We start from the raw sequence: 22,790 nt of genomic DNA, 5'->3' as shown, positions 1-22,790 counted from the left end.
ACCATAGATGGGCACTCCCATCGCAACTTACAAGACGCGTTGCAAGATACTCGGGGGGCAGCAGTCTGACGATGCGCATCGGCGGGTCTTCCTGACCACCCACTGAACTGCCATGTCAGACAAGGCCGCCGCAGGCGAGCTCGATCGGTCTCGGTCTCCGAGACGACGGATGACGGTCGCTCTTTGACATCTGGGATCGCTTCGAACCAACCTCTCCGCGCCAGCAGCGCGGCACGAATGCCGGTTCTGGCCGGTTTGGTTCAAGCTCAACAATCGTGTCGCCTGACGATACCGCATGTATCAAGCCGGATAGATCAATCGAAAACGCATCTCATCTGCTAGTTGCTTAGCTCGCAAGTCCCCCTCGTCCGCTGGAAGTTGCGGTTGCATTCCCATCGGTTGCCGGTGCGGTCCAGATGCGCATTTTCAGGCAGGTCGATCACCTCGCAGCGATTGTTCAGCGCGGCATAACCACGGTTGCATCGCCAGTTCGGACCGTAGGTTTCTTCAACAAGATATGCGTTCTCAGGGATGATGATGGGGCTGCACGTATCGCCCTGTTCTGTGAAACCGCGCTCACAGGTCCAGGCCCGACCGTATTCGGATGAATTCAGAAAAGCATGAGCGGGCACTTCGATCTGAACGCAACTGTCTCCGATTGCTTCGTATCCTCGCTCACAGGTCCACGCGGGGCCGTATCTATCGTCCGATAGAAATGCGAACTCGGGCACCATGATTTCTTCACACGAGCCAGCTCTCTCCGTAAAGCCGCGATGACAGCTCCAGCTGCTGCCCGACCGATCCAGGTAGCCGTTCACCGGAACCATCACTTCGACGCAAGTGTTCCTGTTGACCTCTTGAAACCCATGCAGACATTCCCAACCCGAGCCATAGCTGCGGTTGGTAGCGTAGGCGTTCTCAGGCAGAACAATGGCCACGCATTGGTCGCCTTCGAGCCTGAAGGATTGATCGCAGTCCCAGCCTGTCCCATAGGACCTTGGATGGGAGTTCTCTGGCGGGGAGGTGTCACTCGATTGCGCAAACAAAGGGGATGAAAAAAGGACGAGTATCAACAATAGCGAGAATAATGCGTCGCGTTTTCCGGACAATTGGATTGTCCCGGCCCGGCTCGCGAAAGTCTCGAAAGGTCTATGATCCATCCAGGTCAAGCCCCGCAACACATGCGAGTGCAAGATCTCGATTGGCGGTTTCCGATCCTGGCATGGTGGCCCATCCGGCTTCCATGACGGCATCACGCCGTTGGTATGTCGAAGCGGCCTGGATGATGGCCAGCTGCTCGGCTCGGTTCGGATCCGTGCGCGCCATCTCAACGCATACCGGTACAAGAGCCGCTATGGACGCGTCCTGAGCCATATCATCCGCCATCTCTCCTGCTGCTCGATGGGTAACCCATCCACCCCAGGAAAACCCGAGAATGGTCACAGCGGCGGCACCAATAAGGGCCCCATAGATGCCCGGCTTTATCCACTCTGGTAAGTTCATTATCTGTTCCTTCGGACGGGGAATGCGCCGCCACGCATAGTGTGTTGGTTTCAATGAAAGTCAGTTAAGCCTCGAAAAGCAGATCCTATCCGCCGTCGCGGAAAGATAGGCATCGCAAGGTAGTGGATCGTCTGGATCGTCGTTTTGAGCTCTCGCTCAGCGCATCCGAGCTTATCCAACAGCAGCGGAACGCGTTCGTGGCATGCCATGGCCGCACGGATCGGCAAACAGACAGTTAAGATTCTGATAGGCGAGACGCCTTTTGTGTTAGTTAGGAAAGACGAAACAAACGCACCACAATTCAGCAGCCGACCGATTGCTTTTCCATCTAAGACATATGGGTGCCACGGTCAGAAGTTCAACGCATTCACAGAAAACGACCACTCAGCCGACCTAGAGAGTGCGGTCAATCGACACCAACCAGTGATCTGCTCCATGAGCTAACCCCGAAATCCCGACATCTGCATAGGCTGCCATTTGCAACCCGCTGATCCTCGACAAAAAATCGACCAGGACCGTCGGGCTTGGCTTGCCATAACCTGCTTGCCGCCAGTGTCGAGACATCGGCAAACGCACCGCCACCCCTACCGCAAATGGCGTGCAGCTTGGAAATCCAAGACTTTCGGTGTGGCCGATCAGGCGAACACGCCCCCCCCATTTTGACGCTCCAACTGGACGCGTGGCGATAGGTACTGAGCCTAGGGTCAAAACCCGTTGCATTGGGCATTCGGATGTGAAGACGGAAAGCATTCGCCGCGATAAGCAGGTCTTTTGTCTTATGGCATGGGGTTCTCAGACGACGATGTCCACGATGGCCTGCTCTACGCCTTCGACTACTGTGAAAACCATAGAGACAGCCCTGGCATCGCTTTCAGACATCCTGCCAAAGATCCGGTCCCGTGCATTCGCAGGGTGGCCGTAAATATAGAATTGAGTTGTCAGCACCTCACGGTCCCCGTCGAAGACCTTTACATGAATGTGCGGCGTCCGACCGGGATACGTGACCGGCTTGATTGTACGGAACTCATAGGAACCATCCTGACCAGTGATGTCGTGGCCAAAGCCCTGAAATGCGGGGTCAAACGCGATGGTCTGGCGATCGCCGGTATGAAGATACCTGCCATTCATGTCGCATTGCCAGATTTCAATACGTTGACCGACCATGGGCACTCCGTCGCGATCCAGAACACGCCCTTTCAGCAAGAAGACTTCGCCGCCCGCCTCTTGAACCGATCCGATGATCTTCACCAGATCGTTGTCCACATCCGCGCGACGCATGGCCGGTGTGGGATAGAAGGGGCCTTCGGTTGCGCTTGGGGTTGGCTCTGACGCGAGCGCCGGCTTGGTCACTGCCAAGCCCATAACCCCAAGGGCCCATGTCAACAGGCTACGGCGCGGATAGTTTCCATGGGTCATCTTCTTTCTCCATCATATCCTTCGGACGAAACACGGATCACCGCGCGTGTTCCGTCGCTAAGACCAAGCAACATCTGTCATTGCTTGAAAGAGGCAAGCCCCAAACCCTATTTTTCCGAGACTACCGGCGTGTCGTGGATATGGCTGCCATTTTCGGCACAGGATAACATGAAACCGGCGACAGCGCTGCGGCGGACCATCATCCCGGGTTTTGGTGTCGTCGCCGTGCCGACGATAAGCGTCTTTTCCTTCTCGCCATTGGATAGGCCCATTGCCCGCACCAGCGTCCAGTCCGTGTTCGAGGCGCGGAATGCCTGCTCCACGCTGTTGTGGTCGGCATAGGCGTATCCAAGGTTGGTCTTGTTGATCATGAACCGCATGAACCATGGCGCTGTGTCAAAGCTATCGCCGACGCCCGCAGCCGACAGGAACACCACGCGTTTGTTGCCAAGAGCGATGATGTTCTGAGCCACTTTGGTCAGGATCTTTTCCGTTGTGATCGGTTTCGCCCATGGTGCATCCGACTTGCGCGGATTGTTCAGTGCGACAAGGATCGCATCCACACCATCCGCGGCACCGGTCAGATCGGCGGCATCGGTAGGGGTGCCCTTGATCAGTGTCAGCCCGTCTTGCGGTTCGACCTTGCTGGGATCGCGCACCAGCGCGGTGATCTGGTGCCCTTTGGCAAGGCCCTGTTCAACGATATGTCGTCCGGTGCGTCCACTGGCACCCAAAACCAAAAGTTTCATGTGATTTCCTTCGTCACAGACCGGTGCGTGGCGCATTCAGCCGAATTTGTAGTTCGACACGGTGATGCCGGTCATTTCGCTTGTGTGGTGATAGATCCGCTCTGCCGGTTCGTTCTCGGCTGCACCAAGGGCCACGAAGAGGGGCACCAGATGATCCTCTTCTTCATGACAGATCCGGGCGGCGGGGGCAGTTTCCCAGTTCAAAACGGCTTGGCGACGCGCCTCTGGCTCTGCGTTCATTGCGTCGTAGAGCCAGGCGTCGAATGCGGCGGATGGGTCTTTGCCGACACCGCGCGGCAGGCGCAGGTTGTGAAAGCTCAGGCCAGATCCGATGATCATGATGCCTTCGTCGCGCAGCGGTTTCAGCGCACGTCCGATAGCGAGGTGATCGGCCGGGTCATAGGATTTCAGCATCGAGACCTGAAAGATCGGCATGTCCGCCTGCGGATACATGACCTCCATCGGGGCAAAGAGCCCATGGTCAAAGCCGCGCGTGGGGTCGATATGCGCTTTGATCCCTGCGCCTTTCAGCAGGTCCAGCGTTCGGGCCGCGATTTCGGGCGCGCCGGGCGCGTCATAGGTGATTTCATATGTATGAGGCGGAAAGCCGGAATAATCATAGAGCATCGGCGGTTTGGCTGCGCCCATGATGGCCACCTCATCCTCTTCCCAGTGGCCCGAGATCATCAAGATTGCCTTTGGGCGTTCCCCATGGTCGGCGATCATCTGTTTCAGGGACTGTTCCAGAGGGGCGAAGAATTCGCGCATGGGCGGCACCCAGGGCCAAGGGCCGCCACCATGCGAGATGAAGTAGGTCGGTAGGGTCTTTGACATGGAAACCTTTAGGGCATTGGGGCGGCGCGCAGGGCCGCCGCCCGAGTTTGTGAAAATGGGTAGCGAAGGGGGCTTTGCCGAAGATCAGGACATCATCGCAACCAGCGGCTTGACGGCCTCCTGCCAGGAGGGGCGGCTTTCCATTCGGTCGATCCAGCCTGTCACATTGGGGTAATCGGCCAGCGAAATGTCCCCTTCCTTGCGGAAGACAAAGGCACTGGCCAAGGCAAAGTCAGCAACCGACAGATTGCCCGCGACCCAGTCTTTGCCGTTCAGACCGGCCTCAAGCACAGGTAGGAACTGTGCGATTTCCTTGACGCCGGAGTCGATTGCGACGGGGTCTGTCTCTCCCATGCGGAATTTCGGCTTGAAGAAGCGTTCAAAGATTACCTTCGACATGGCTGGCCCAAGATGAACCGTTTGCCAGTAGGACCATTGGTCGACAATCGCGCGCTGTTTGATGTCATCGGGATATAGACCAGCCTCGGGGCGCTTGCCCGCCAGATAGGACGTGATCGCGCGGCTTTCCCAGATGATGAACCCATCGTCTTCAAGCGCCGGGATTTTGCCGTTTGGGTTGATGGCAAGATAGTCTTCGGTCTTGTTTTCTCCGCCCATGACGTTGATTTCGACGATCTCGAAATCCAATCCCAGTTCAAGCGCCACGGCTCGGACACGCAGGGCATTGGCCGAAAAGTTACCATTATAGATTTTCATGGTCTGTTTTCCTGTCTGACAGAAAGGGGTTCTTTGGAGTGAGGCTGATGCGAAAGGTCTGGCTTAGCCACGCGGGAGGATCGGCAGCTTGCTGCCACGGCCCCAAAGCACGATCAGGGCAAGTGCGATGTAGACCGCGTTCATGGGCAGGACCTCGAATTCACCGCGCATACTATGGAAACCGATGGCAAGCACCTGAAGCAGGACACAACAAGCCGCTGCAATCACAGTGAGACGGGGCATGATCCGGGTGAGCGACGGCAGGATAAGGCCAAGGCCACCAGCCAGATCCACCACGCCGATAAAGCGCACAAAGCCCACAGAGTATTCGCCGGCCCAGGGCATGATTGCCGCGAGGTCGGGGATGGGCGTGAAAAGTTTCATCGCGCCGGACATGATAAAAAGGGCGGCACCCAAAACCTGTGCGGCCCAGATGCCGTTGCTTGCACCTTTTGAGGTGTTGGGGGCTTCTGCTGTGTATGTCATCGTTTTCACCTTTGATTGTTCAATGCCGGAACATCCGCTTGCGAACAGATCTAGGTGAGTGGGCAGTTCAAAAAAATTGGGATAGTTTAGAAGATGATGTTCAGATAATCTGAATATTATGGATGCTATTACTCTCGATCAGTTCAACGTTTTTCTGGCCATCGTCGAGGAAGGCAGCTTTGCCGCTGCTGCGCGTCGGTTGGGGCGCGCCCAATCAGCGATTACTTACGCCGTCCAGAAGTTGGAAGATCAATGCGGTGTGACCTTGTTTGACAGGACGAGCTATCGTCCCAGCCTGACAGAAGAGGGGCGTGCGCTGCTGCCGCGCGTTCGCCGCATTATTGATGACCTTGGCGATTTCCGGGTTCAGGCCGCTTCAATGTCAAAAGGGATCGAGGCCGAACTTGTCCTCGTGATCGAGACATTCTTGTCCCTGTCCATGATCGCGCCTGCCTTGCGTAGATTTCAGGCAGAGTTTCCGATGGTGCAGTTGCGGATCATCTCTGTCAGACCGCAAGACGCCCACGGCCAACTGCAAGAACATGACGCTGATCTGGGCCTTTTTCTCTTGTCGCCAGAGCCCGAACCGAGCCTTGAAAGTCATCTTGTGACCGAGATGGACTTCGTTGCCGTGGCCACGCCTCAGCATCCGCTGGCAAAGCTTCCCGCGGGATTCCCCAAAGACGCGATGCGGGACCATCTTCAAATCGTCGTCTCCAATCCCAAGGCTCCTGCGAACGCACGGAATTTCGGCGTTGTGGGCGTCAATCAATGGCGCGTCAGTGATGTTCGGCTTCGGTATGATCTGGTCAAACAGGGTATCGGCTGGGGGTCAATGCCGCGACCCATGGTCGAAGACGAACTTGTGCACGGTCGCCTGATCGCCTTGAAACCCGCGCAGTGGGACTCATCCGATACCATGCCACGCTTCCGGGTCGTGGTGTCAAAGCTTAGGGACAAGGCCCTGGGGGCGTCCGGCACATTCCTTATGAATGCGATAAGAGCGCAGCACCAAACCCATGATTGATGGCATTCGTAGCGCTGGCTGCACTGCGACGTAGGCCAGAGTATTTGCCGCACAGACAAGGCACATCAACGCCAACAAAGCCAGAGATCACATCAGACATCAGGCCCCGAATGGCGCAGGTATCAGCCATAATGGCTCCGATATGGGCAAGGGCTGATCGTCAGCTATCGAGGGTCATAGGTACGTGTTCGTAGTTCCCTGCGCGCCAGGCAAGTCTACCGCCTTGAACCGGCGTCGCTACATAGGCTTTGGAACGGGGACATGTGACTCTGATCCGCTCAGTTGCCGCTGAGCGATCACAGTGAATTCGCCCGTTGCGCCTTCACCCATCAAGCACAGGCTGTCAATCACCAGAGGTTTCGGCAGCACCGGCGTGAAAAAATCTTCAACCTTCGAGGCCACGGCAATAGCATTTTTACCTAGTTTGCCGGTCAGGGTCAGGTGGAACCTGAACTCATCAAAGACATAGGGGTAGCCCCACCGGGTCAGCATCTCTTCCTGTCGGGCGGAAAGGTTCTTGCGGCGGCGTTTCATCAACTCTGCCTCGGTTGCAGGCGCGCGAAAGCAGTCGAGCCCGGCGACCACGGTTGCCGCAAGATCTGAGAGCGCGGGGCAGGGAGTATCCGGTGTGATTGCAATGAAGCTGCCAAGGCGCTGAATGCCAAGGTCAGGCACAACGACAGGCGCAAGGCGCGTGCAGAGGCTGCCAAAAGCGCCGCGCAAGTCGTCCTCCGTCATGTGATCTGCCAGCCGAAATGGCGGCTTGATTGTACCGTGAAATCCATATCTTCGAGGAGCTTCAGTGATCAGGTCAATGGGAACCGGAAGCCCGCCGATTTCAGCGCGTTGTATCTTTTGGCCCTCCACCGCATCCCATCCAAGCCAGCTTGCACCGGCAAGATAGAACGCCCCCTCAGGGACAAAAAACACACTATAGCGGCGATATCCGGTCATGACGAAACCATGCTTCTTGCGCCGCTTGTCCTCCAACCGTCAGACAAAGATCAACAGCAAATCCAAACAGACCCGCGCCGGGCTTATCTCTGACATAGTCACCAGGCAGTTGGCGGCAGCTCAGATCGTTTTCCACGCGGCCGCGGCAGAGGACGCGAGGATCGTTTCCACAAGCATCTGAATGCGCGTTCCCGCGTCGAATCCGAAAGGCTCGGGGTGTTGTCCGCCAATCGCGCCGACATAGCCCGCGATCTCTATGGCCTTTAGATCATTGAACCCAAGCTGATGCCCCGGTGCGACGCAGAACATTCCGTAGGGGTCATGTTCCGGTCCGGCCTCGATCTTGCGGAAACCACGCCGGCCTGGGGCCTCTTCAGTAGAATAGAAATGCAACTCATTGAACCGTTCCTGACTGAAGATCAGCGCGCCTTTCGAGCCATGGACCTCGAAATCATGCTGCATCTTGCGGCCCGTGGCGATCCAATTTGCTTCGATTGACCCGGACGCCCCGTTGTCAAATCGTAAAAACGCGCGCGAGACATCGTCGATCTCAACCGGGGCCGGGCTGCCGTCACGCCTTGGGCGGCTGTTGATGGCGGTCACGCAATCGCCCATGACGCCGGTGATCGGACCTAGAAGGTATTCTGCTGTTGCCAGTGCGTGGCTGCCCAGATCAGCCAACACGCCGCCGCCAACCGGGTCGGTGCGAAAAGAATGGGGGGCGCTTGCATCGGTCATGTAGTCCTCGGCATGGATGCCGCGATAACTGCGGATCTCACCCAATTCGCCTGCCTCAATCATCTGCTTGGCCAAAGTCATCATTGGGTTGCAAAGGTAGTTGAACCCGACCTGCGTCACCACGCTAGCGGCTTTTGCGGCCTGCGCCATCTCGCGGGCATCGGCAGACAGCGGCGCAAGGGGCTTTTCGCAATAGACATGTTTGCCAGCCGCAATCGCCGCCAGTGCCATTTCCTTATGCAGGGCGTTTGGCGCGGTGATGTCGATAACGTCAATTTCAGGGTCAGCCAGCAAATCGCGCCAATCGGTGGTCCATCCGGCGAAGCCGTAGCGATGTGCGGCCCGCGCGGCGGCCTCTTCGGTCACATCAGCAACCCGGTGCAGGGACAGCCCATATGGCATGTCAAAGACCTTCTCCGCGGTAGCATAGCCAAGCGCATGGGCCTGTCCCATGAACCCGGTGCCGATCAGGCCAATTTTGAGTGTTTTGCGGTCAGCCATCGAATGCCTCCGGGTTCACGATCAAGCTAGTGTCAAGGGTGCCATCAAGAAACCCAATCGCGTTTTCAATCGAGGCCAGTGCCATACGCTCGCTGGCTTCCTCCGTCAGCCCCGCAACATGCGGTGTCAGCAGGGCCGTATCACAGCCGGTGAGCGGCATATCCGCGCCGGGGGGCTCGGTCTCGAACACATCCACGCCCGCGCCTCCTACATGGCCCGAGGCCAGGGCATCGGCCAGCGCGGCCTCGTCTATCACGCCGCCACGGGCCGTGTTTGCGATGATCACGCCGGGTTTGCAGCGCGCCAGCTCATCAGCGCCCAGAATGGGACGCTCGACTTTCGGGATATGGACCGAGATGCAGTCGGCCCAGGCCAGTCCCTCGTCCAGACCGGATGGGCGAACCGGTCCATCAGGCCAGCCCACACGCTCAAGATAGGGGTCATGGGCACGGACCTGCATGTCAAACCCTGCCGCCATCTTTGCCAGCTTCCGGCCCGACCGGCCATAGCCCACGATCAACAGGTTCTTTCCAGAAATCTCTTGCTGCTCCAGCCGGTTGCGCCATCCCCAAAGGGCGGGATCGCGCACTGCACGGTCGGCTCTCAGCACCCGTTTGGAGGCCGCAAGCAGAAACATCATTGCCTGTTCCGCAACCGAGGCAGAGTTCACGTCGCCGACGATGGTCAGTACAATGCCCCGTTCCGTCAGCGCCGCTACATCGACCGCGTCGTAGCCAACCCCATGGCGCGATACGACCTTGAGCCGTGGGGCGTTTGCGATGGTCTCTGCTGTCAGGGGCTGTGTGCGCAGGACAAGTGCATCGGCGGTGGCCATAAGAGGCAGGTAGGACTCCTCGGAGATCTCCTCCACATAGTCCACCTCGATCCCTTCGGTGCGCAAGGCGGCTATCCTCGCCTCCCCCGCGGGGTGCAACTTTCCGGCAACCAGAAGTCTGGGCATCAGTATGTCCCTCCGGTGTCGGCGGGTGTTGCACTCTGGCCGACCCGGCGCCGCCAAGCCGTAACCGATTCCGCTGCCGCACCGGCTAGCAGGCGCGCATCGCCAGAGACTGTGGTCAGGGAATAACCCATGTCGATCATTCGGGCGGCATAGTCAGGTGTGCCGCAATGGATGCAGGCGCGGATATCGTTGGTGCGGCACGTGTCCGCGATACGTTTGATAAGCGCAAGCATCTCGGGTTCCTCGCGGTCAAAGCCCGGCGCCAACCGCCCCTGTTGTGTCCCCAGGGTCAGGTCGGCCGGGCCCACATAGATGCCGTCAAGTCCCGAAGTCGCGGCGATTGCTTCGAGATTTGCCATACCCTCGGCGGTTTCGATCATCGCCAGTGCCAGCACCTCGTCATTGGCGGCAACCCCATATCCCGGTATCGCCACTGCGGCACGTGTCGGGCCATAGCTGCGCTGCCCGTGAGGCGGATAGCGCATGTAGCTGACGAATTCGGCAGCTTCCTCAGCTGTGTTGATCATCGGGCAAATGATCCCCATGGCACCCGCATCCAGTGCCTTCATGATCGCGGCGGGGTCTAGCCACGGTACCCGCGCCATCAGCGTCGCCTCAGAGGCTTTCATCGCCTGAAGCATCGGCAGCGCAGCTGAATAATCCAGCGCGCCATGCTGCATGTCGATTGTGACGCTGTCATAGCCTTGCGCGGCCATGATTTCTGCGGTGAAGGGATTGCCAATGGAACACCATCCATTCAGTGCCGGCCGGCCGGACGCCCACAGGGCCTTTAGTTTGTTGTTCTGCATGATGTCCCCCTTCAAAACACGATCTGTACACGCTTGGTGTCGAGATCATTCTCGATCCTTTCACCGACGTTTTTCCGCCCAAGGCCAAAGAAGCCAATTCCAACGACCAGCGCCTTGGATGCAGCGAACGCACAGCTGTTAATCTCAACCATGCCCGATTTCAGCGCCAGCGTCCTGCACAGGCTTGGCAGCGGGCAAGGGCATCGGTCGCCAAAGCCAACGGCGATGCGTATTCGCAATACTCATTGCATATACCTCTTATTGTCAATATACGTTCCAACAGGAAGAGGATTTCGCCACCCGGAGGAGGTCTCATGACCCAAGGCACCGTGCGCCTGACCATGGCCCAGGCACTTGTCCGCTATCTCTGCAACCAATTCACCGAGATCGAGGGCGAACGGGTGCCCCTGTTCGCCGGGGTGTTCGGTATCTTCGGGCACGGCAATGTCACCTGTTTGTCCGAAGCATTGGAACAGGTACAGGATCAGTTGCCGACATGGCGCGGGCAGAACGAACAATCCATGGCACTGGCGGCCATCGGCTATGGCAAGGCCAAGCTGCGCCGCCAGATAATGGTCGCGACGACCTCGGTTGGGCCTGGGGCAACCAACATGGTGACGGCGGCGGGCGTGGCCCATGCCAACCGCTTGCCGGTCCTGCTGCTCTGTGGGGACACGTTCAGCAACCGCTTGCCGGACCCCGTCTTGCAGCAGGTGGAGCACTTCGGTTGCCCTTCCACCACCGTGAATGACAGCTTCCGTGCTGTTTCGCGTTACTGGGACCGCATCACACATCCCGCCCAGATCCTCAGCAGCCTCCCGCAAGCCGTGGCCACCATGTTGGACCCCGCCGATTGCGGTCCGGCGTTTATCGGTCTGCCACAGGATATTCAGGAACTCGCCTACGACTATCCGAACGAATTCTTTGAGGAAACGCTTTGGACGATCCCGCGTCTGCGTCCATCAAGAGACGAGATCGCGGCGGCGGTGGAGCTATTGAAAACCGCCAAGAACCCGATGATCATCTCAGGCGGTGGCGTGCGCTATTCCGGCGCTGGAGAGGCTCTGGCCCAGTTCGCCCGAGACCGTGGTATTCCGATGGCGGAAACCATCGCAGGGAAGGGCGCGGTCATTCATGATCATCCCGCCTATATCGGCCCGATGGGGATCGAGGGGACCGACGCCGCGAAGGGGATTGCCGAAACGGCTGATGTGGTGATCGCGGTTGGTACCCGCTTGCAGGACTTCACCACCGGATCCTGGACGACCTTTCCCCGTGACGCTCAGTTCATCAACATCAATGCGGCCCGCTTTGATGCCCGCAAGCACCGAGCCCTGCCGGTTGTTGGTGACGCGCTGGAAGCGCTGGCCGACTTGGATGCAGCGCTTGGCGACTGGCGTTGCCCCCCGACCCGAATGAACCAGGCAAAAAAACTATATGCCGACTGGAATGCGATGCTGAATGAACGCCAAACGCCAACCAATGCGGCGGTTCCCAGCTATTCGCAGGTGATTGCCGTGGTGAACAAGGTGGCAAAACCGGAGGACACCGTCGTGACGGCGGCAGGTGGCCTGCCGGGTGAATCGGTCAAGAACTGGCGTGTCAAAGCGCCGAATACTTTTGACTGTGAATTCGGATTTTCCTGCATGGGATACGAGATTGCCGGTGCCTGGGGCCATGCAATGGCTAAGGGGAGTAACGGGACTCCGATCGTGTTGGTCGGTGACGGATCCTACATGATGATGAATTCCGACATCTATTCCTCGGTCCTTTCGGGGCACAAGATGATCGTGGTTGTTTGCGATAATGGCGGTTTCGGGGTGATCAATCGCCTGCAAACCGGCATGGGCGTGCCCGGTTTCAATAACCTGCTGAAAGATAGCCGAGTGGTGAACAAGGCCAACCCGCTGCATGTGGATTTCGCAAAACATGCCGAGGCAATGGGTGCGCTGTCGCGGCGTTGCGAAAGCCTGGCCGATCTGGAGGCCGCATTGGACTGGGCACAGGGCACGGATCGAACCACGGTGCTAAGCATGGCTTCGGATGCCTATACCTGGACGCCAGGTGGCGCCGATTGGTATGTGGGTGTTCCCGAAGTATCGGAACGCGCAAGCGTCAGGGACGCCCGCGCAGGTCAGGAAGCCTTCCGAAAGAAACAGCGCCGGGGCGTCTGATCAGACCAATCAGTCAAACCTGTATCGAGCGCAGGCCAGTCATCCAGGCGTGGCATCAAAGGAATTCGCACATGTGGTTTCACAAGCCTATCATCTAAGCTTTATGCGGTTGTCACAAAGCTAGGGCACGGGGAGCGTATCCAACCGCTGGAGACATCCTATGACCTATCGCACCGTCCTGCTTGGCACTGCCGCAGCCCTGATGGCTGGTCCTGCACTTGCAGACATGAATTTCAACCGCATTGCGTCTTTCCCGGTCGCTCAGAACATACCGGACGCTGAGGAAACCTCGTCCGAGATCATCGCCGCCACAGCTGATGGCATGACGCTTGTCTATACTGACAGCCCGGCTGAAGTGCTCGGCTTCATTGACATCACCGATCCGTCCAATCCGCAAGCTGCGGGGGTGGTCGCGCTGGATGGCGAGCCGACCTCGGTCGCTGTTATCGGGCAGACCGCCTTTGCAGGCGTCAACACCTCTGCCGACTATATCAACACGTCCGGTCACCTTCTGGCTATTGATGTGGACAGCCGCGAAACGCTGGGCGATTGCGACCTTGGCGGACAGCCTGACAGCGTTGCCGCGGCACCCGACCACAGCTTCATTGCGGTCGCCATTGAGAACGAGCGTGACGAGGATCTGGGCGATGGCCGCACCGGTCAGATGCCTGCGGGCTTCGTTGCGATTGTGCCGCTGACTGATGGGGTCATGCAGTGCGACGCCATGATCGTTGCCGACGTGACCGGTCTGGCCGACGTGTCGCCCGAAGACCCGGAACCGGAATTCGTCTCGATCAACAGCGAGAACGAGATCGTCGTGACCATGCAGGAAAACAATCACATGGTTGTTCTGAATGCATCTGGTGAAGTGCTGAGCCACTTCTCGGCGGGTGCCGTCGACCTCGTTGGAATTGACGTCGAAGAAGAGCGCGCCTTTGTCTATGACGGCGTGCAGATGGGCCGCCTGCGCGAACCTGACGCGGTGACCTGGATCGACGACGGCCATTTCGCCATTGCCAATGAAGGCGACATGGATGGCGGATCGCGCGGCTGGACCATCTTCCATCAGGACGGCACCGTGGTTTACGAATCCGGCACGTCTTTCGAAGAGGCGATCATCCAGATCGGGCACTACCCGGAACGCCGGTCCGGCAACAAAGGTGTGGAACCCGAGTCGGTCACTTTCGACGTATTCGGCGGCACGCCCTACGTTTTTGTTGGTGCCGAACGCGCCAGTGTGGTGGGCGTCTATGACGTGACCGACCCGGCAAATCCTGTGCTGGAACAACTGCTACCCTCTGGCATCGGGCCGGAAGGCTACGTAACCATTCCCGAACGTGGGCTGTTGATCAGCGCCAACGAGGTGGACGGGCTGGAAGACGGCGCTGCGCGCAGCCATGTCATGATTTACGAGTATCAGGACGCCGACGCGGCCTATCCGCATCTGACATCCGAAGGCATGGATGAGCTGACCGGTTGGGGTGCGATCTCTGGCATGGTGGCTGACCCGGAAAGCGGTTTGATCTACGCCGTGAATGACAGCTTTTATGCGATGCAGCCGACGATCTTCGTGATCGATCCGTCACTGGACGGCCCCTCGCGCATCATCGATGCGATCCGTGTGACTCGTGGCGGTCAACCGGCGCAGTTGCTGGACATGGAAGGCATCACGCTGGATGGCGATGGTGGTTTCTGGATTGCCTCTGAAGGGCGCACCGACCGTCTGGTGCCGCACGCGCTGTATCATGTTGGGGCCGATGGCGAGATCGAAGACTACGTCCCGCTACCGGCAGAGTTGCAGGCGGTGGAACGCCGTTTCGGCTTCGAGGGGATCACTATGGTCGGCGACACCCTCTGGATGGCGGTGCAGCGTGAATGGGCTGACGACCCTGCGCATCACGTCAAGCTGGTGGCCTACAACACCGAAACCGAGGAATGGGGCGCGGTGCTGTATGAAACCACGACACCGGAAACCGGCTGGGTTGGCCTGTCGGAAATCGTTGCCCATGGCGACTATGTCTACCTGATCGAACGCGACAACCAGATCGGGTCGGATGCAGTGACCAAACTGATCACCCGCGTTGCGCTGGCCGATATGGTGCCTGCCCCGTTGGGCGGCGACCTGCCGGTGGTTGACCATGAGGTGGTTCTGGACCTGATCCCCTACCTGACCTCAACAGGCGGCTATGTGTTGGACAAGGTCGAAGGCCTGGCGATCATGGCTGACGGCACGATGTGGGTGTCGACCGACAATGACGGTGTCGACGACCATTCCGGCGAAACCATGTTCTTCGCAATCCCTCCGATGTAAGGTGATTTAAGCAGGTGTGGCCCCCGGCGGAGCGATCCGGCGGGGGCTTTTTCATGAGCAAGGCTAATCATGCATTCATGCATGGTTCGGTTGCACATTCTCTCAATTTACGCATGAATCCTGGTGGTCTATCCGTGCCGCAACAGCGACAAAGGAGACTGAAATGAAAGCGATGATATGCGAAAGTTATGGCAGCCCGGATGTGGTTCAGCCGCGAGAGCTACCTCGCCCGGAACCAGGGCGAGGTGAGGTTCTGGTTAAGGTCATGGCCGCCGGGATCACGACCGGCGATTGGCGGCTGCGCGCCTCGGCCTTCCCGGGGGGGCTGTGGCTGCCAGGGCGGCTGATGACGGGGCTTTTCCGCCCGCGCAAACCGGTTCTTGGCGGTGACTTTTCCGGTGTTGTTGAGGCTGTGGGCGAAGGCGTGACCCGCTTCAGGCCGGGGGAACGGGTATTCGGGTTCAGCATGTTCGGGGCCCACGCGGAGTACCTGACCATGTCAGCGGAGGGTTCGATTGCCCCCATTCCCGGAGGCCTGACCTTTCAGGAAGCCGCATCGCTGCCTTTCGGAACCAACTGCGCGATAGAATTCCTGCGCGATGTGGCGGCTGTTCAGCCGGGGCAGAAGGTTCTGATCGTCGGGGCGTCTGGCGGGGTCGGCGGATATGCTGTGCAAATCGCGAAATGGCTTGGCGCGCATGTCACAGGCGTGGCCAGTGGCGACAATCTCGATTATCTGCGAGATCTCGGGGCGGATGCTGTGGTTGACTATCGGGTGACCGATATTGCGACCCTCTCAGAGCGGTTTGACCTGATTTTCGACACCGTCGGAGCAATCAGCTTCAGTACGGCCAAGGGGCTTCTTGCCGAGAGGGGTCTGTTTTTGCCGTTGAACTTCGGCATCGGCGATGTGCCGCGTGCTCTGCTTTCCGGATTTGGTGGCGGAAAGCGTATGAAGCTGCATGTGAACGGGGATAGCCGGGCCCTGGCGGAAACGGTGGCCGACCTGGTGCTTGCGGGTGATCTGCGCCCGTTGATTGATCGGGTCTATCCGTTCGACAACATCCGTGATGGCTATGCCCATGTCGAGGGGCGGCATCGGCGCGGGGCGGTGGTTCTGGATATCGCCGGTGAGGAAGATAGCGCGGCCTTTGCGGTCTGAGCGGGGAAGGATCTTGCAAGATCCTTGAAAATTCCTTGCAAGGAATTTGGTCCCGCCCAGATCAGGCCTTTCGCATGTTGCGCCGTTCCCGCCACACGATCATTAACCCGCCCGCGATGATCAGGATGGCCCCCGGAAACAGGTCCGAGAACGGGCTTTCCCCAAAGAATAACCAGCCCAGAACGAAGGCTGTGGGGATGCCCGAATAGGCGAAGGGCGCAAGGTTTCCGGGTTCGGTCATGCGGTAGGCCACCACCATGCTCAGCACAGCTGACCCGCCGAAGAGGCCCATCAACAGAATCCACCCCATATCTGTCAGCGAGGCCGGGGTGGTAAAGCCGCCAAGCGCCATCGCAAGCGTAAAGGCCCCGATGCAGGAGACGGACGAAGACCACAGGTTGATCAACGGGCTTGGTACGTCCTCGTCCATCATCCGCGATGAGACACCCGCGAAGGCATATAGCGAGGCAGCGGCAAGCGGCAGCAGTGCCTCCCAAGTGAAACTCTCGCGCCCCGGCCCCATGACAAGGATGACACCCGCAAAGCCGATCAATGCCGCGCACCAACGGAACAGGCCCACCCTTTCCCCCAAAAGGGGGACGGAATAGACGAGGATAAAAAGCGCGTTGGAATAGGAAATGGTTGCCGCCGTGGCAAAAGCCAGCCGCCCAAGCGCCAGATAGAAGCAAAATTGCGCGACGGTTACGGCAAGTCCGCGGATCAGAGGGATATGCCACTGACGCAGGCGCAGCGTGCGGCCCCCCTGGCGCCATGCACGCGACGACCATAGGGCGATGCCGGCCGGGATCAGGCCAAACAGGTTTCGCCATGCTGACAGTTCAGCAGCGCCGTAGCTGCTGGACAGGTGCTTGATCACCAGCCCCATCAGGTCGAACAGAAGGATCGCCAGCAGGCTGAGCAGCACACCGGGCAGCACCTTGTTGACGCGGGTTGACGGGGGTGGAACCAATTTCGGAACCCTTTGCAAAGAAAAACCCCCGCCTCGCGGCGGGGGTCATCAGTGGGGGGCAGACCTCAGTCGGTCCAGCGCACCCCGGTCAGGTCGATGGCCTGCGTGGGCGAGTTTTCCCAAAGTCCTTCAATATCGGCATTGGCAACACCGGTCTTGGCCAGCTGGAACAGGTAGCCGTTCACATAATCCTCGGCGATGATCCGCTGTGCCTGTTGCAGCAGGGCAGACCGGCCCGCCGGGTCAGTGGTGGCATTCAGTTCTGCCATCACGGCATTGAACGCGTCAGACGAATACTGGAAGTAGTAATCGTCGCGGCCATAGATGCCGATATCCATCGGCTCCGTGTGGCTGACAATGGTCAGGTCGAAGTCATGGCCGCGAAACACCTGTTCCAGCCACTGCGCCCATTCCAGGTTGGAAATCTCCACATCCAGCCCAACGTCTCGCAGCTGAGCGGCGACGATCTCGCCCCCGCGGCGCGCATAAGACGGCGGCGGCAGCATCAGGCGTAGGGTGATCCCTTCGGCCCCGGCTTCGGCCAGCAATTCGCGGGCGCGGCCGGGGTTGTACTCGGACATGCCGGTCAGGTCGACATAATCGGGATTATGCGGTGCGAAATGGGTGCCGATGGGCGTGCCATAGCCGAACATTGCCCCGTCGATAATGTCCTGACGGTTGATCGCATGGGCAATCGCCTGCCGCACGCGCACGTCAGACAGGTGATCGGCCATGTTGTTGGTGGAGAGGATCGTTTCACCTTCGGTCGAGCCCACGATCACGTTGAAGCGCGGGTCGGCGTCGAACTGGGCCAGCGTTTCAGGGCTGGGAAAGACCGGGAACGCATCCACGTCGCCCGCCATCATCGCCGCAAAAGCCGCGCTTGGGTCGCTGATGAAGCGGAAGGTCGCTGCTTCAAGCGCTACCGGCTCGCCCCAGTAATCTTCGTTGCGAACCAGTTCTACACGGTCGCCCTGTACCCATTCGCTGAACCGGAAGGGGCCAGTGCCCACGGGGTTGGTGGCGTTGCTTTCGGCACTTTCGGGCGCGACCATTACGGCGTCACCCCAGGCCATGTTGAACAGGAAGCTACCATTTGGGTCCGAGAGAGTGACGACAAGCGTGGTGTCATCGACTGCCTCGGCACTGGCGATCCCGGCGAACAGGCCGCCTTGCGCGTTGGTAGATTCTTCGGCGCGGGCCCGGTCGAGGCTGAACACTGCATCTTCGGCGGTGAAGCTGGTTCCGTCATGGAACATGACACCTTCGCGCAGATGGAACGTGTAGGTCAGCCCGTCTTCGGAAATGTCCCAGCTTTCGGCAAGGCCCGGAATGACCGATCCGTCAGAGGCAAAGCGCGTCAGACCTTCGAAGATATTGGCGTAGGTGACCTCGTCAATCGCGGCCGCCGCGCCAGAGGTCGGGTCAAGGTTGGGTGGCTCCAACTGCATACCGATCGTGATGTCGGTCGTGGTGGCGAAGGCGGCGGTGCTGCCCAGAACCAGCGCAAGCGCCGTGGTTTGCAGGATACGCATATCATTTCTCCCTGTCATGGCCGGTCGCATGCCGGTCCTCTGCCCCATGAAAGGGCGAAGCGGGCGCTTAATCAAGCGAGTTGACGAGGAAATTTCTTGCGTGGCCCTCGTGGCGTTGCTGAATTTATGCGCCGCAGCGCACTATGCCGCAGTCTCACAATGGCGCTGCATGGGAAGGGACATGAACACCGCTGCAAGGAAAACCGCCCCGATGCCCGCTGATATCCGGGCCCGCAAAGACGGGGTGCCGCTGGTCTGTCTGATTGGCTTAGTCACCCCGTTGCCAGGCTGATCGACCGGCATTGCGATATCGCTTTGGTAGGCGATTCGGCTGGCAAGCTGCTGCAAGATATGGACAGCACGCTTGGCCCCATCATGGATATTTGGGGGGATGCATGGCGCGACGGTCCGGCGGCGTTTGACATACGCGATTGTGGTCGCGGACATGCCGCTTGGTAGCGACGAGGCAATCCCGGCCCGGACTTTCAAAGATCCAGAACCAGATGGGGGACACCGTCCGAGGTCGTCTCCTTCGACCTGCCATCTGGTCCAACGGTCCCCCGAATCCGCCTGCGCAGGTTCGAAAAGCTATCGAACGTCACCACATCCACCGGGTTATCAAGATCCAACCCTACGCGGAACCAACCCTTCTTGGGCTCTTCCACGCTTAGCACCGTTGCTATGAATGGCTGCGACAGATATCGCCCCGATAGCCGCGCACCGGGGATTAGCCGGGTTGGGGGCGTGTCGGCGATGGCGGCGGACAGCGTGTTCCAATCTCGGAATCCGTGGGCGCGGGCCACCCGGTCAAGCGCTTGACCGTGGCTGATATGTTCACCGTCTTTGGCCAAAGTTTTTCGCAGATCTCGGGCGGCATCCTTGGCCGCATTGCGGGTAGGTAAGGGCGATTTCATGGGCGCACCTCCTGCGCTGCTGGCGTCGGACTGCGTCGCAGGACAATCAAGGTCAGCACGAGAAGTAGCACCTCGGCCACCGGCCCGGCCAGCCAGACCCCGGTTTCACCGATCCATAGCGCCAGTCCAAAAGTCAGGGGAATGGCAAACAGGAAAGGTTTGGACAGGCCAAGCAACGCTGCGCGTGCCGCATCTCCGATGGCCTGAAAATGCATGGCGGTCATCATCAGTGGCCCGGTCAGGACAATTGCCGCCGTGATCATCGGCAAGATGCGCCCGACCTCGGCCACCACGGCGGTATCTTCGACAAACCCCGCCCCGATGCGACTGGCAAACACAAGCAGAACGATCTGCGTCAGCAGGCAGTACCCAAAGGCCAGGGCGATCGCCAGGCGCAGGCTGTTTCGCGCCCTGTCGGGTTGACCGGCCCCGATGCAATTGCCGGTAATCGACTGCATGGCATGGGACAGTCCCAGAAGTGGCAGAAAGAAAAAAGTCAGCAGCCGAGAGGCGATGCCATAGGCTGATACCGTCACGCCATAGTCGTTCCCGCCGGTCATTTGCAGCGCGGCCATGACCGCCGCCGTTCCAAGGGCGATGCCGATGAAAGTCAGGCTCTGCGGGGCGCCAAGCGACAGGATCTCACCCCACCCGGTAAGAGGATTGTGCTGGAATAGTCCCCTGAGGGTCAGAGCGGCTTGGCTCCGAGCGCGAAACCCCGCGATGATCGAAAAGGCCAGCGTCTGTGCAAGTACGGTGCCATAGGCTGACCCGGCCACGCCCATCTCAAGTCCAGCGATCAGCAGGTAGTTGAAGCCGATATTGGCCAGTGACACCAGCAGGCTCATCGCCGCCATGAAACCCGCACGCCCTTCGTTGCGCAGGGCGTCGGAATGCACCGACAGAAGGAATGTCAAAGGCGCAGCCAGCACGAGGATGCGCATATAGCTTAGCCCCATATCCGCCAATGCGGTGTCCCCTCTCGCCGTGGCAAGGGCAACAGCCGGCCCAAACAGCAAGAATGCAAGGATCAGCAGACCGCTTATCGCCACTGCCAATCCGTGCGCAGAGGCAAAGACCTGACGCGCGGCAGGGCCATCCGCGCGCCCCAGATGCCGGGCCAGCACGCTGGACAACCCGCTGCCGGTCAAGGTAGCGCTGGCCACGATCACCATGTAGGCGGGAAACATCATGGTGACGGCGGCAAGCGCGTCTGGCCCGACATAGCGGCCCAGAAAGAGAGCATCGCTGACGGACAAAAGCCCGTTCATGCCCATGACGAATATGATGGGAAGGGCCGTTCGGGCATAGGTTGCGCCAAGCGGTCCGTCTGTGAACGTGTTCCGGGGAATGACTGACATGGCCCCTATCTCCTTGCTGTGAACACATCGCAAAGACTGGACGGGTATCCGCGTTACCATCCGCGCGATATGCGAGCAGGATGATGGGTCGTATCAGTAACAGGGCTTCACCATGACGAATGTCTGCGGATGGCAGGCGCCTGCGGCCTGCGCATCTCCTAGGTGAGCCGCGGCATGGGGTCAAGGGGGCGTCATCGCGGCGCGAGTGGCGTCGTCTGCGGGGAACATAAGCTCCACCCGGATCTCTGCCAGCGCGATATCCTCGGCCGAGCCGAACTGCGCAATGGTGGACAAGAATGAAAGCCGCGCGTCCCCCAACCTGATCAGCGTGGGAACAAAGGCGGGCAATGGTCCGTCGGCCCGAGGTCTCGCGGCGATCAGCCGGTCAAGAGCTGCCGCATAGGCCTCCAGCACCGCGTCGCCCCCCAGATGGGCGCTCTCTGTACGCAGTCGTGCCGACAGATGCAGGGCCAATTCCGGCAGGTTCTCGATGGCATCTAGGAGTGTCGCGTTTCCAAGCATCGCTTCCAACATCGCGTCGCCCTCCTGTATCCCGAACAGGCCAAAGAGCCGTTCGGCAGGCGCGTTCATCCGCAAAATGCGCCAATGCCGGTCCAGCGCGAGGCCGGGATAGGGCGCGTGGCTGGTCAGCATATGTTCCATCGCCGCGCGGGCGGGCTCCATGTCGGACGCCTCCCAGTTGCGCGCCTTGTAGAGCGGTGCAAAGCCAGCGGCGGTCAGCATGTGGTTGCGGTCGGGGCGGGGCACATCCAGCTCCTCGCAAAGTGTCAGGACCATCGACCGGCTCGGCCGTGACCGGCCGGTTTCGAGAAACGAGATATGCCGGGCCGACACATTGGCCGACAAACCCAGATCGAGTTGGCTCATTCGTCTTTTGCTGCGCCAGTCGCGCAAGGACTCTCCGAATTGCATGGGGGATCTCCGGCTGAAACACAGCGGCAGCATAGCGCTCTGCCCGAGCGAAACACAGTTACCTCAGAGGTAATTGCTGCAATGACCCCGGTCCAGTTACTGCCAGAGCTGACACATAGAACAGGAGTCTGTCATGCAAGGAATCAAATGGCTGATCGCAGGAATGGTTGCGGTGATCTGGGTTTATTCCGGCGCGGTGATCCTGCGCGACGGGTTGGACTTCTTTACACCCTTTTTCAGCGCCATCCTGACTGTCACATGGCCCGGCCAGTTCGCTCTGGATTTCCTGCTATATCTGCTGCTTTCGGCGTTCTGGGTCGCCTGGCGGCATGGGTTCAGCGGGGCTGGCATCGCGCTTGGTGCAGCAATGCTGTTCGGCGCGGTGGTGTTCCTGCCGTATCTGCTGATCGCCGCCCTGCGGTCCAGCGGCGACCCTGTTGTTTTCGTGACTGGCGCGAACCGGCAAGGGCGGTCCGGCGCGTTTTAGTCCCGCGGGGTCGGATGCAGGAAGTCGATCCAGTGCGGGACCGGTTCAGACGCCTTGCGGGTGCGGGTGCCGGGGAAGAGACCGCGCAGATCTAGGGCGGTCATCAGAAAGCTGAAGGCGTGCAGGTTGTGGGCTGCGTGAGGCATTGTCTTGATCCTGTATAAGATCGGGATGGAAGGTGTTCGGTGGCGCTGATACGCCTCTGCTCAGCCCACCACCACCCGACGAATCCTCAACCCCGGCTTGCG

General features: G+C 59.5%; 24 protein-coding genes. 5 read left to right on the top strand and 19 right to left on the bottom strand.

What is annotated here, in order from left to right; all coding sequences use genetic code 11:
- Positions 1–338: 338 nt before the first annotated feature.
- The 7 genes from ACROHD_RS15910 to ACROHD_RS15880 form a co-directional block, all read right to left on the bottom strand.
- Positions 339–938, bottom strand: a complete 600-nt coding sequence (locus tag ACROHD_RS15910; RefSeq protein ID WP_432679260.1) for a hypothetical protein — start codon at positions 936–938, stop codon at positions 339–341.
- Positions 939–1,149: 211 nt separating this feature from the next.
- A complete protein-coding gene (locus ACROHD_RS15905) occupies positions 1,150–1,503 on the bottom strand; it encodes a hypothetical protein (RefSeq protein ID WP_432679259.1) in 354 nt (117 codons plus the stop codon).
- A gap of 792 nt (positions 1,504–2,295) precedes the next feature.
- Positions 2,296–2,919 (bottom strand): dioxygenase family protein, encoded by a 624-nt coding sequence (locus ACROHD_RS15900; RefSeq protein ID WP_432679258.1) that lies wholly within the window; start codon positions 2,917–2,919, stop codon positions 2,296–2,298.
- Positions 2,920–3,026: 107 nt separating this feature from the next.
- Positions 3,027–3,668, bottom strand: a complete 642-nt coding sequence (locus tag ACROHD_RS15895; RefSeq protein ID WP_432679257.1) for an NAD(P)-dependent oxidoreductase — start codon at positions 3,666–3,668, stop codon at positions 3,027–3,029.
- 36 nt (positions 3,669–3,704) lie between these two features.
- Complete coding sequence (locus ACROHD_RS15890) at positions 3,705–4,502, bottom strand: DODA-type extradiol aromatic ring-opening family dioxygenase (protein WP_432679256.1); 798 nt, start codon at positions 4,500–4,502, stop codon at positions 3,705–3,707.
- Positions 4,503–4,586: 84 nt separating this feature from the next.
- Complete coding sequence (locus tag ACROHD_RS15885; protein WP_432679255.1) at positions 4,587–5,219, bottom strand: glutathione S-transferase family protein; 633 nt, start codon at positions 5,217–5,219, stop codon at positions 4,587–4,589.
- A gap of 63 nt (positions 5,220–5,282) precedes the next feature.
- Complete coding sequence (locus tag ACROHD_RS15880; RefSeq protein ID WP_432679254.1) at positions 5,283–5,705, bottom strand: DoxX family protein; 423 nt, start codon at positions 5,703–5,705, stop codon at positions 5,283–5,285.
- Between the two features lie 118 nt (positions 5,706–5,823).
- Between ACROHD_RS15880 and ACROHD_RS15875 the strand changes: the two genes are divergently transcribed.
- Positions 5,824–6,732, top strand: a complete 909-nt coding sequence (locus ACROHD_RS15875; protein ID WP_432679253.1) for a LysR family transcriptional regulator — start codon at positions 5,824–5,826, stop codon at positions 6,730–6,732.
- Between the two features lie 237 nt (positions 6,733–6,969).
- Here ACROHD_RS15875 and ACROHD_RS15870 read toward each other — a convergent pair whose 3' ends face one another.
- The 5 genes from ACROHD_RS15870 to ACROHD_RS15850 all read right to left on the bottom strand — a co-directional run bounded on the left by ACROHD_RS15870 (position 6,970) and on the right by ACROHD_RS15850 (position 10,934).
- On the bottom strand, positions 6,970–7,686 hold the full coding sequence (locus ACROHD_RS15870) for a DUF1045 domain-containing protein (RefSeq protein ID WP_432679252.1): 717 nt from the start codon (positions 7,684–7,686) through the stop codon (positions 6,970–6,972).
- A 120-nt stretch (positions 7,687–7,806) separates the two neighbouring features.
- The gene (locus ACROHD_RS15865; RefSeq protein ID WP_432679251.1) at positions 7,807–8,925 is read right to left on the bottom strand and encodes a Gfo/Idh/MocA family protein; all 1,119 of its coding nucleotides are present in this window, start codon (positions 8,923–8,925) and stop codon (positions 7,807–7,809) included.
- Positions 8,918–9,886 carry a hydroxyacid dehydrogenase gene (locus ACROHD_RS15860; protein ID WP_432679249.1) on the bottom strand — a complete coding sequence of 323 codons (969 nt, stop codon included), beginning with the start codon at positions 9,884–9,886 and terminating at the stop codon, positions 8,918–8,920. Before ACROHD_RS15860 ends, ACROHD_RS15865 begins: the two co-directional genes overlap by 8 nt.
- The gene (locus ACROHD_RS15855) at positions 9,886–10,695 is read right to left on the bottom strand and encodes an HpcH/HpaI aldolase family protein (protein ID WP_432679248.1); all 810 of its coding nucleotides are present in this window, start codon (positions 10,693–10,695) and stop codon (positions 9,886–9,888) included. The genes ACROHD_RS15860 and ACROHD_RS15855 overlap by 1 nt, the downstream gene beginning before the upstream one ends.
- A gap of 11 nt (positions 10,696–10,706) precedes the next feature.
- Entirely contained in the window at positions 10,707–10,934 is a 228-nt protein-coding gene (locus tag ACROHD_RS15850; protein WP_432679247.1) for a hypothetical protein, read from the bottom strand.
- 75 nt (positions 10,935–11,009) lie between these two features.
- On the opposite strand from ACROHD_RS15850, the gene iolD reads away from it, so the two are divergent.
- The 3 genes from iolD to ACROHD_RS15835 all read left to right on the top strand — a co-directional run bounded on the left by iolD (position 11,010) and on the right by ACROHD_RS15835 (position 16,342).
- A complete protein-coding gene (gene iolD / locus ACROHD_RS15845) occupies positions 11,010–12,869 on the top strand; it encodes a 3D-(3,5/4)-trihydroxycyclohexane-1,2-dione acylhydrolase (decyclizing) (protein ID WP_432679246.1) in 1,860 nt (619 codons plus the stop codon).
- A gap of 160 nt (positions 12,870–13,029) precedes the next feature.
- Positions 13,030–15,180: an esterase-like activity of phytase family protein gene (locus tag ACROHD_RS15840; RefSeq protein WP_432679245.1), complete on the top strand. Its 2,151-nt coding sequence runs from the start codon at positions 13,030–13,032 to the stop codon at positions 15,178–15,180.
- 163 nt (positions 15,181–15,343) lie between these two features.
- The gene (locus ACROHD_RS15835) at positions 15,344–16,342 is read left to right on the top strand and encodes an NAD(P)-dependent alcohol dehydrogenase (RefSeq protein ID WP_432679244.1); all 999 of its coding nucleotides are present in this window, start codon (positions 15,344–15,346) and stop codon (positions 16,340–16,342) included.
- Positions 16,343–16,403: 61 nt separating this feature from the next.
- On the opposite strand, the gene ACROHD_RS15830 is transcribed toward ACROHD_RS15835, so the two are convergent.
- The 6 genes from ACROHD_RS15830 to ACROHD_RS15805 all read right to left on the bottom strand — a co-directional run bounded on the left by ACROHD_RS15830 (position 16,404) and on the right by ACROHD_RS15805 (position 22,055).
- Positions 16,404–17,312: a DMT family transporter gene (locus ACROHD_RS15830; protein WP_432679243.1), complete on the bottom strand. Its 909-nt coding sequence runs from the start codon at positions 17,310–17,312 to the stop codon at positions 16,404–16,406.
- A gap of 65 nt (positions 17,313–17,377) precedes the next feature.
- The gene (locus ACROHD_RS15825; RefSeq protein WP_432679242.1) at positions 17,378–18,847 is read right to left on the bottom strand and encodes an ABC transporter substrate-binding protein; all 1,470 of its coding nucleotides are present in this window, start codon (positions 18,845–18,847) and stop codon (positions 17,378–17,380) included.
- Positions 18,848–18,988: 141 nt separating this feature from the next.
- A complete protein-coding gene (locus ACROHD_RS15820) occupies positions 18,989–19,294 on the bottom strand; it encodes a hypothetical protein (RefSeq protein WP_432679241.1) in 306 nt (101 codons plus the stop codon).
- A gap of 38 nt (positions 19,295–19,332) precedes the next feature.
- Positions 19,333–19,761 (bottom strand): glyoxalase superfamily protein, encoded by a 429-nt coding sequence (locus tag ACROHD_RS15815; RefSeq protein WP_432679240.1) that lies wholly within the window; start codon positions 19,759–19,761, stop codon positions 19,333–19,335.
- Positions 19,758–21,122 carry an MATE family efflux transporter gene (locus ACROHD_RS15810; protein ID WP_432679239.1) on the bottom strand — a complete coding sequence of 455 codons (1,365 nt, stop codon included), beginning with the start codon at positions 21,120–21,122 and terminating at the stop codon, positions 19,758–19,760. Before ACROHD_RS15810 ends, ACROHD_RS15815 begins: the two co-directional genes overlap by 4 nt.
- 180 nt (positions 21,123–21,302) lie before the next feature.
- Positions 21,303–22,055 carry a helix-turn-helix domain-containing protein gene (locus tag ACROHD_RS15805; RefSeq protein WP_432679238.1) on the bottom strand — a complete coding sequence of 251 codons (753 nt, stop codon included), beginning with the start codon at positions 22,053–22,055 and terminating at the stop codon, positions 21,303–21,305.
- Positions 22,056–22,188: 133 nt separating this feature from the next.
- Between ACROHD_RS15805 and ACROHD_RS15800 the strand changes: the two genes are divergently transcribed.
- On the top strand, positions 22,189–22,542 hold the full coding sequence (locus tag ACROHD_RS15800) for a hypothetical protein (RefSeq protein WP_432679237.1): 354 nt from the start codon (positions 22,189–22,191) through the stop codon (positions 22,540–22,542).
- On the opposite strand, the gene ACROHD_RS15795 is transcribed toward ACROHD_RS15800, so the two are convergent.
- Complete coding sequence (locus ACROHD_RS15795) at positions 22,539–22,688, bottom strand: hypothetical protein (protein ID WP_432679236.1); 150 nt, start codon at positions 22,686–22,688, stop codon at positions 22,539–22,541. The two genes, ACROHD_RS15800 and ACROHD_RS15795, sit on opposite strands and share 4 nt — an antisense overlap.
- Positions 22,689–22,790 lie beyond the last annotated feature (102 nt).

The organism is Nioella aestuarii (genome assembly GCF_050896395.1).
GTDB classification, from domain to species: Bacteria; Pseudomonadota; Alphaproteobacteria; order Rhodobacterales; family Rhodobacteraceae; genus Nioella; species Nioella aestuarii.
Note: the sequence above shows the minus strand (reverse complement) of the source record. Positions and strands in the feature narration are given on the sequence as shown.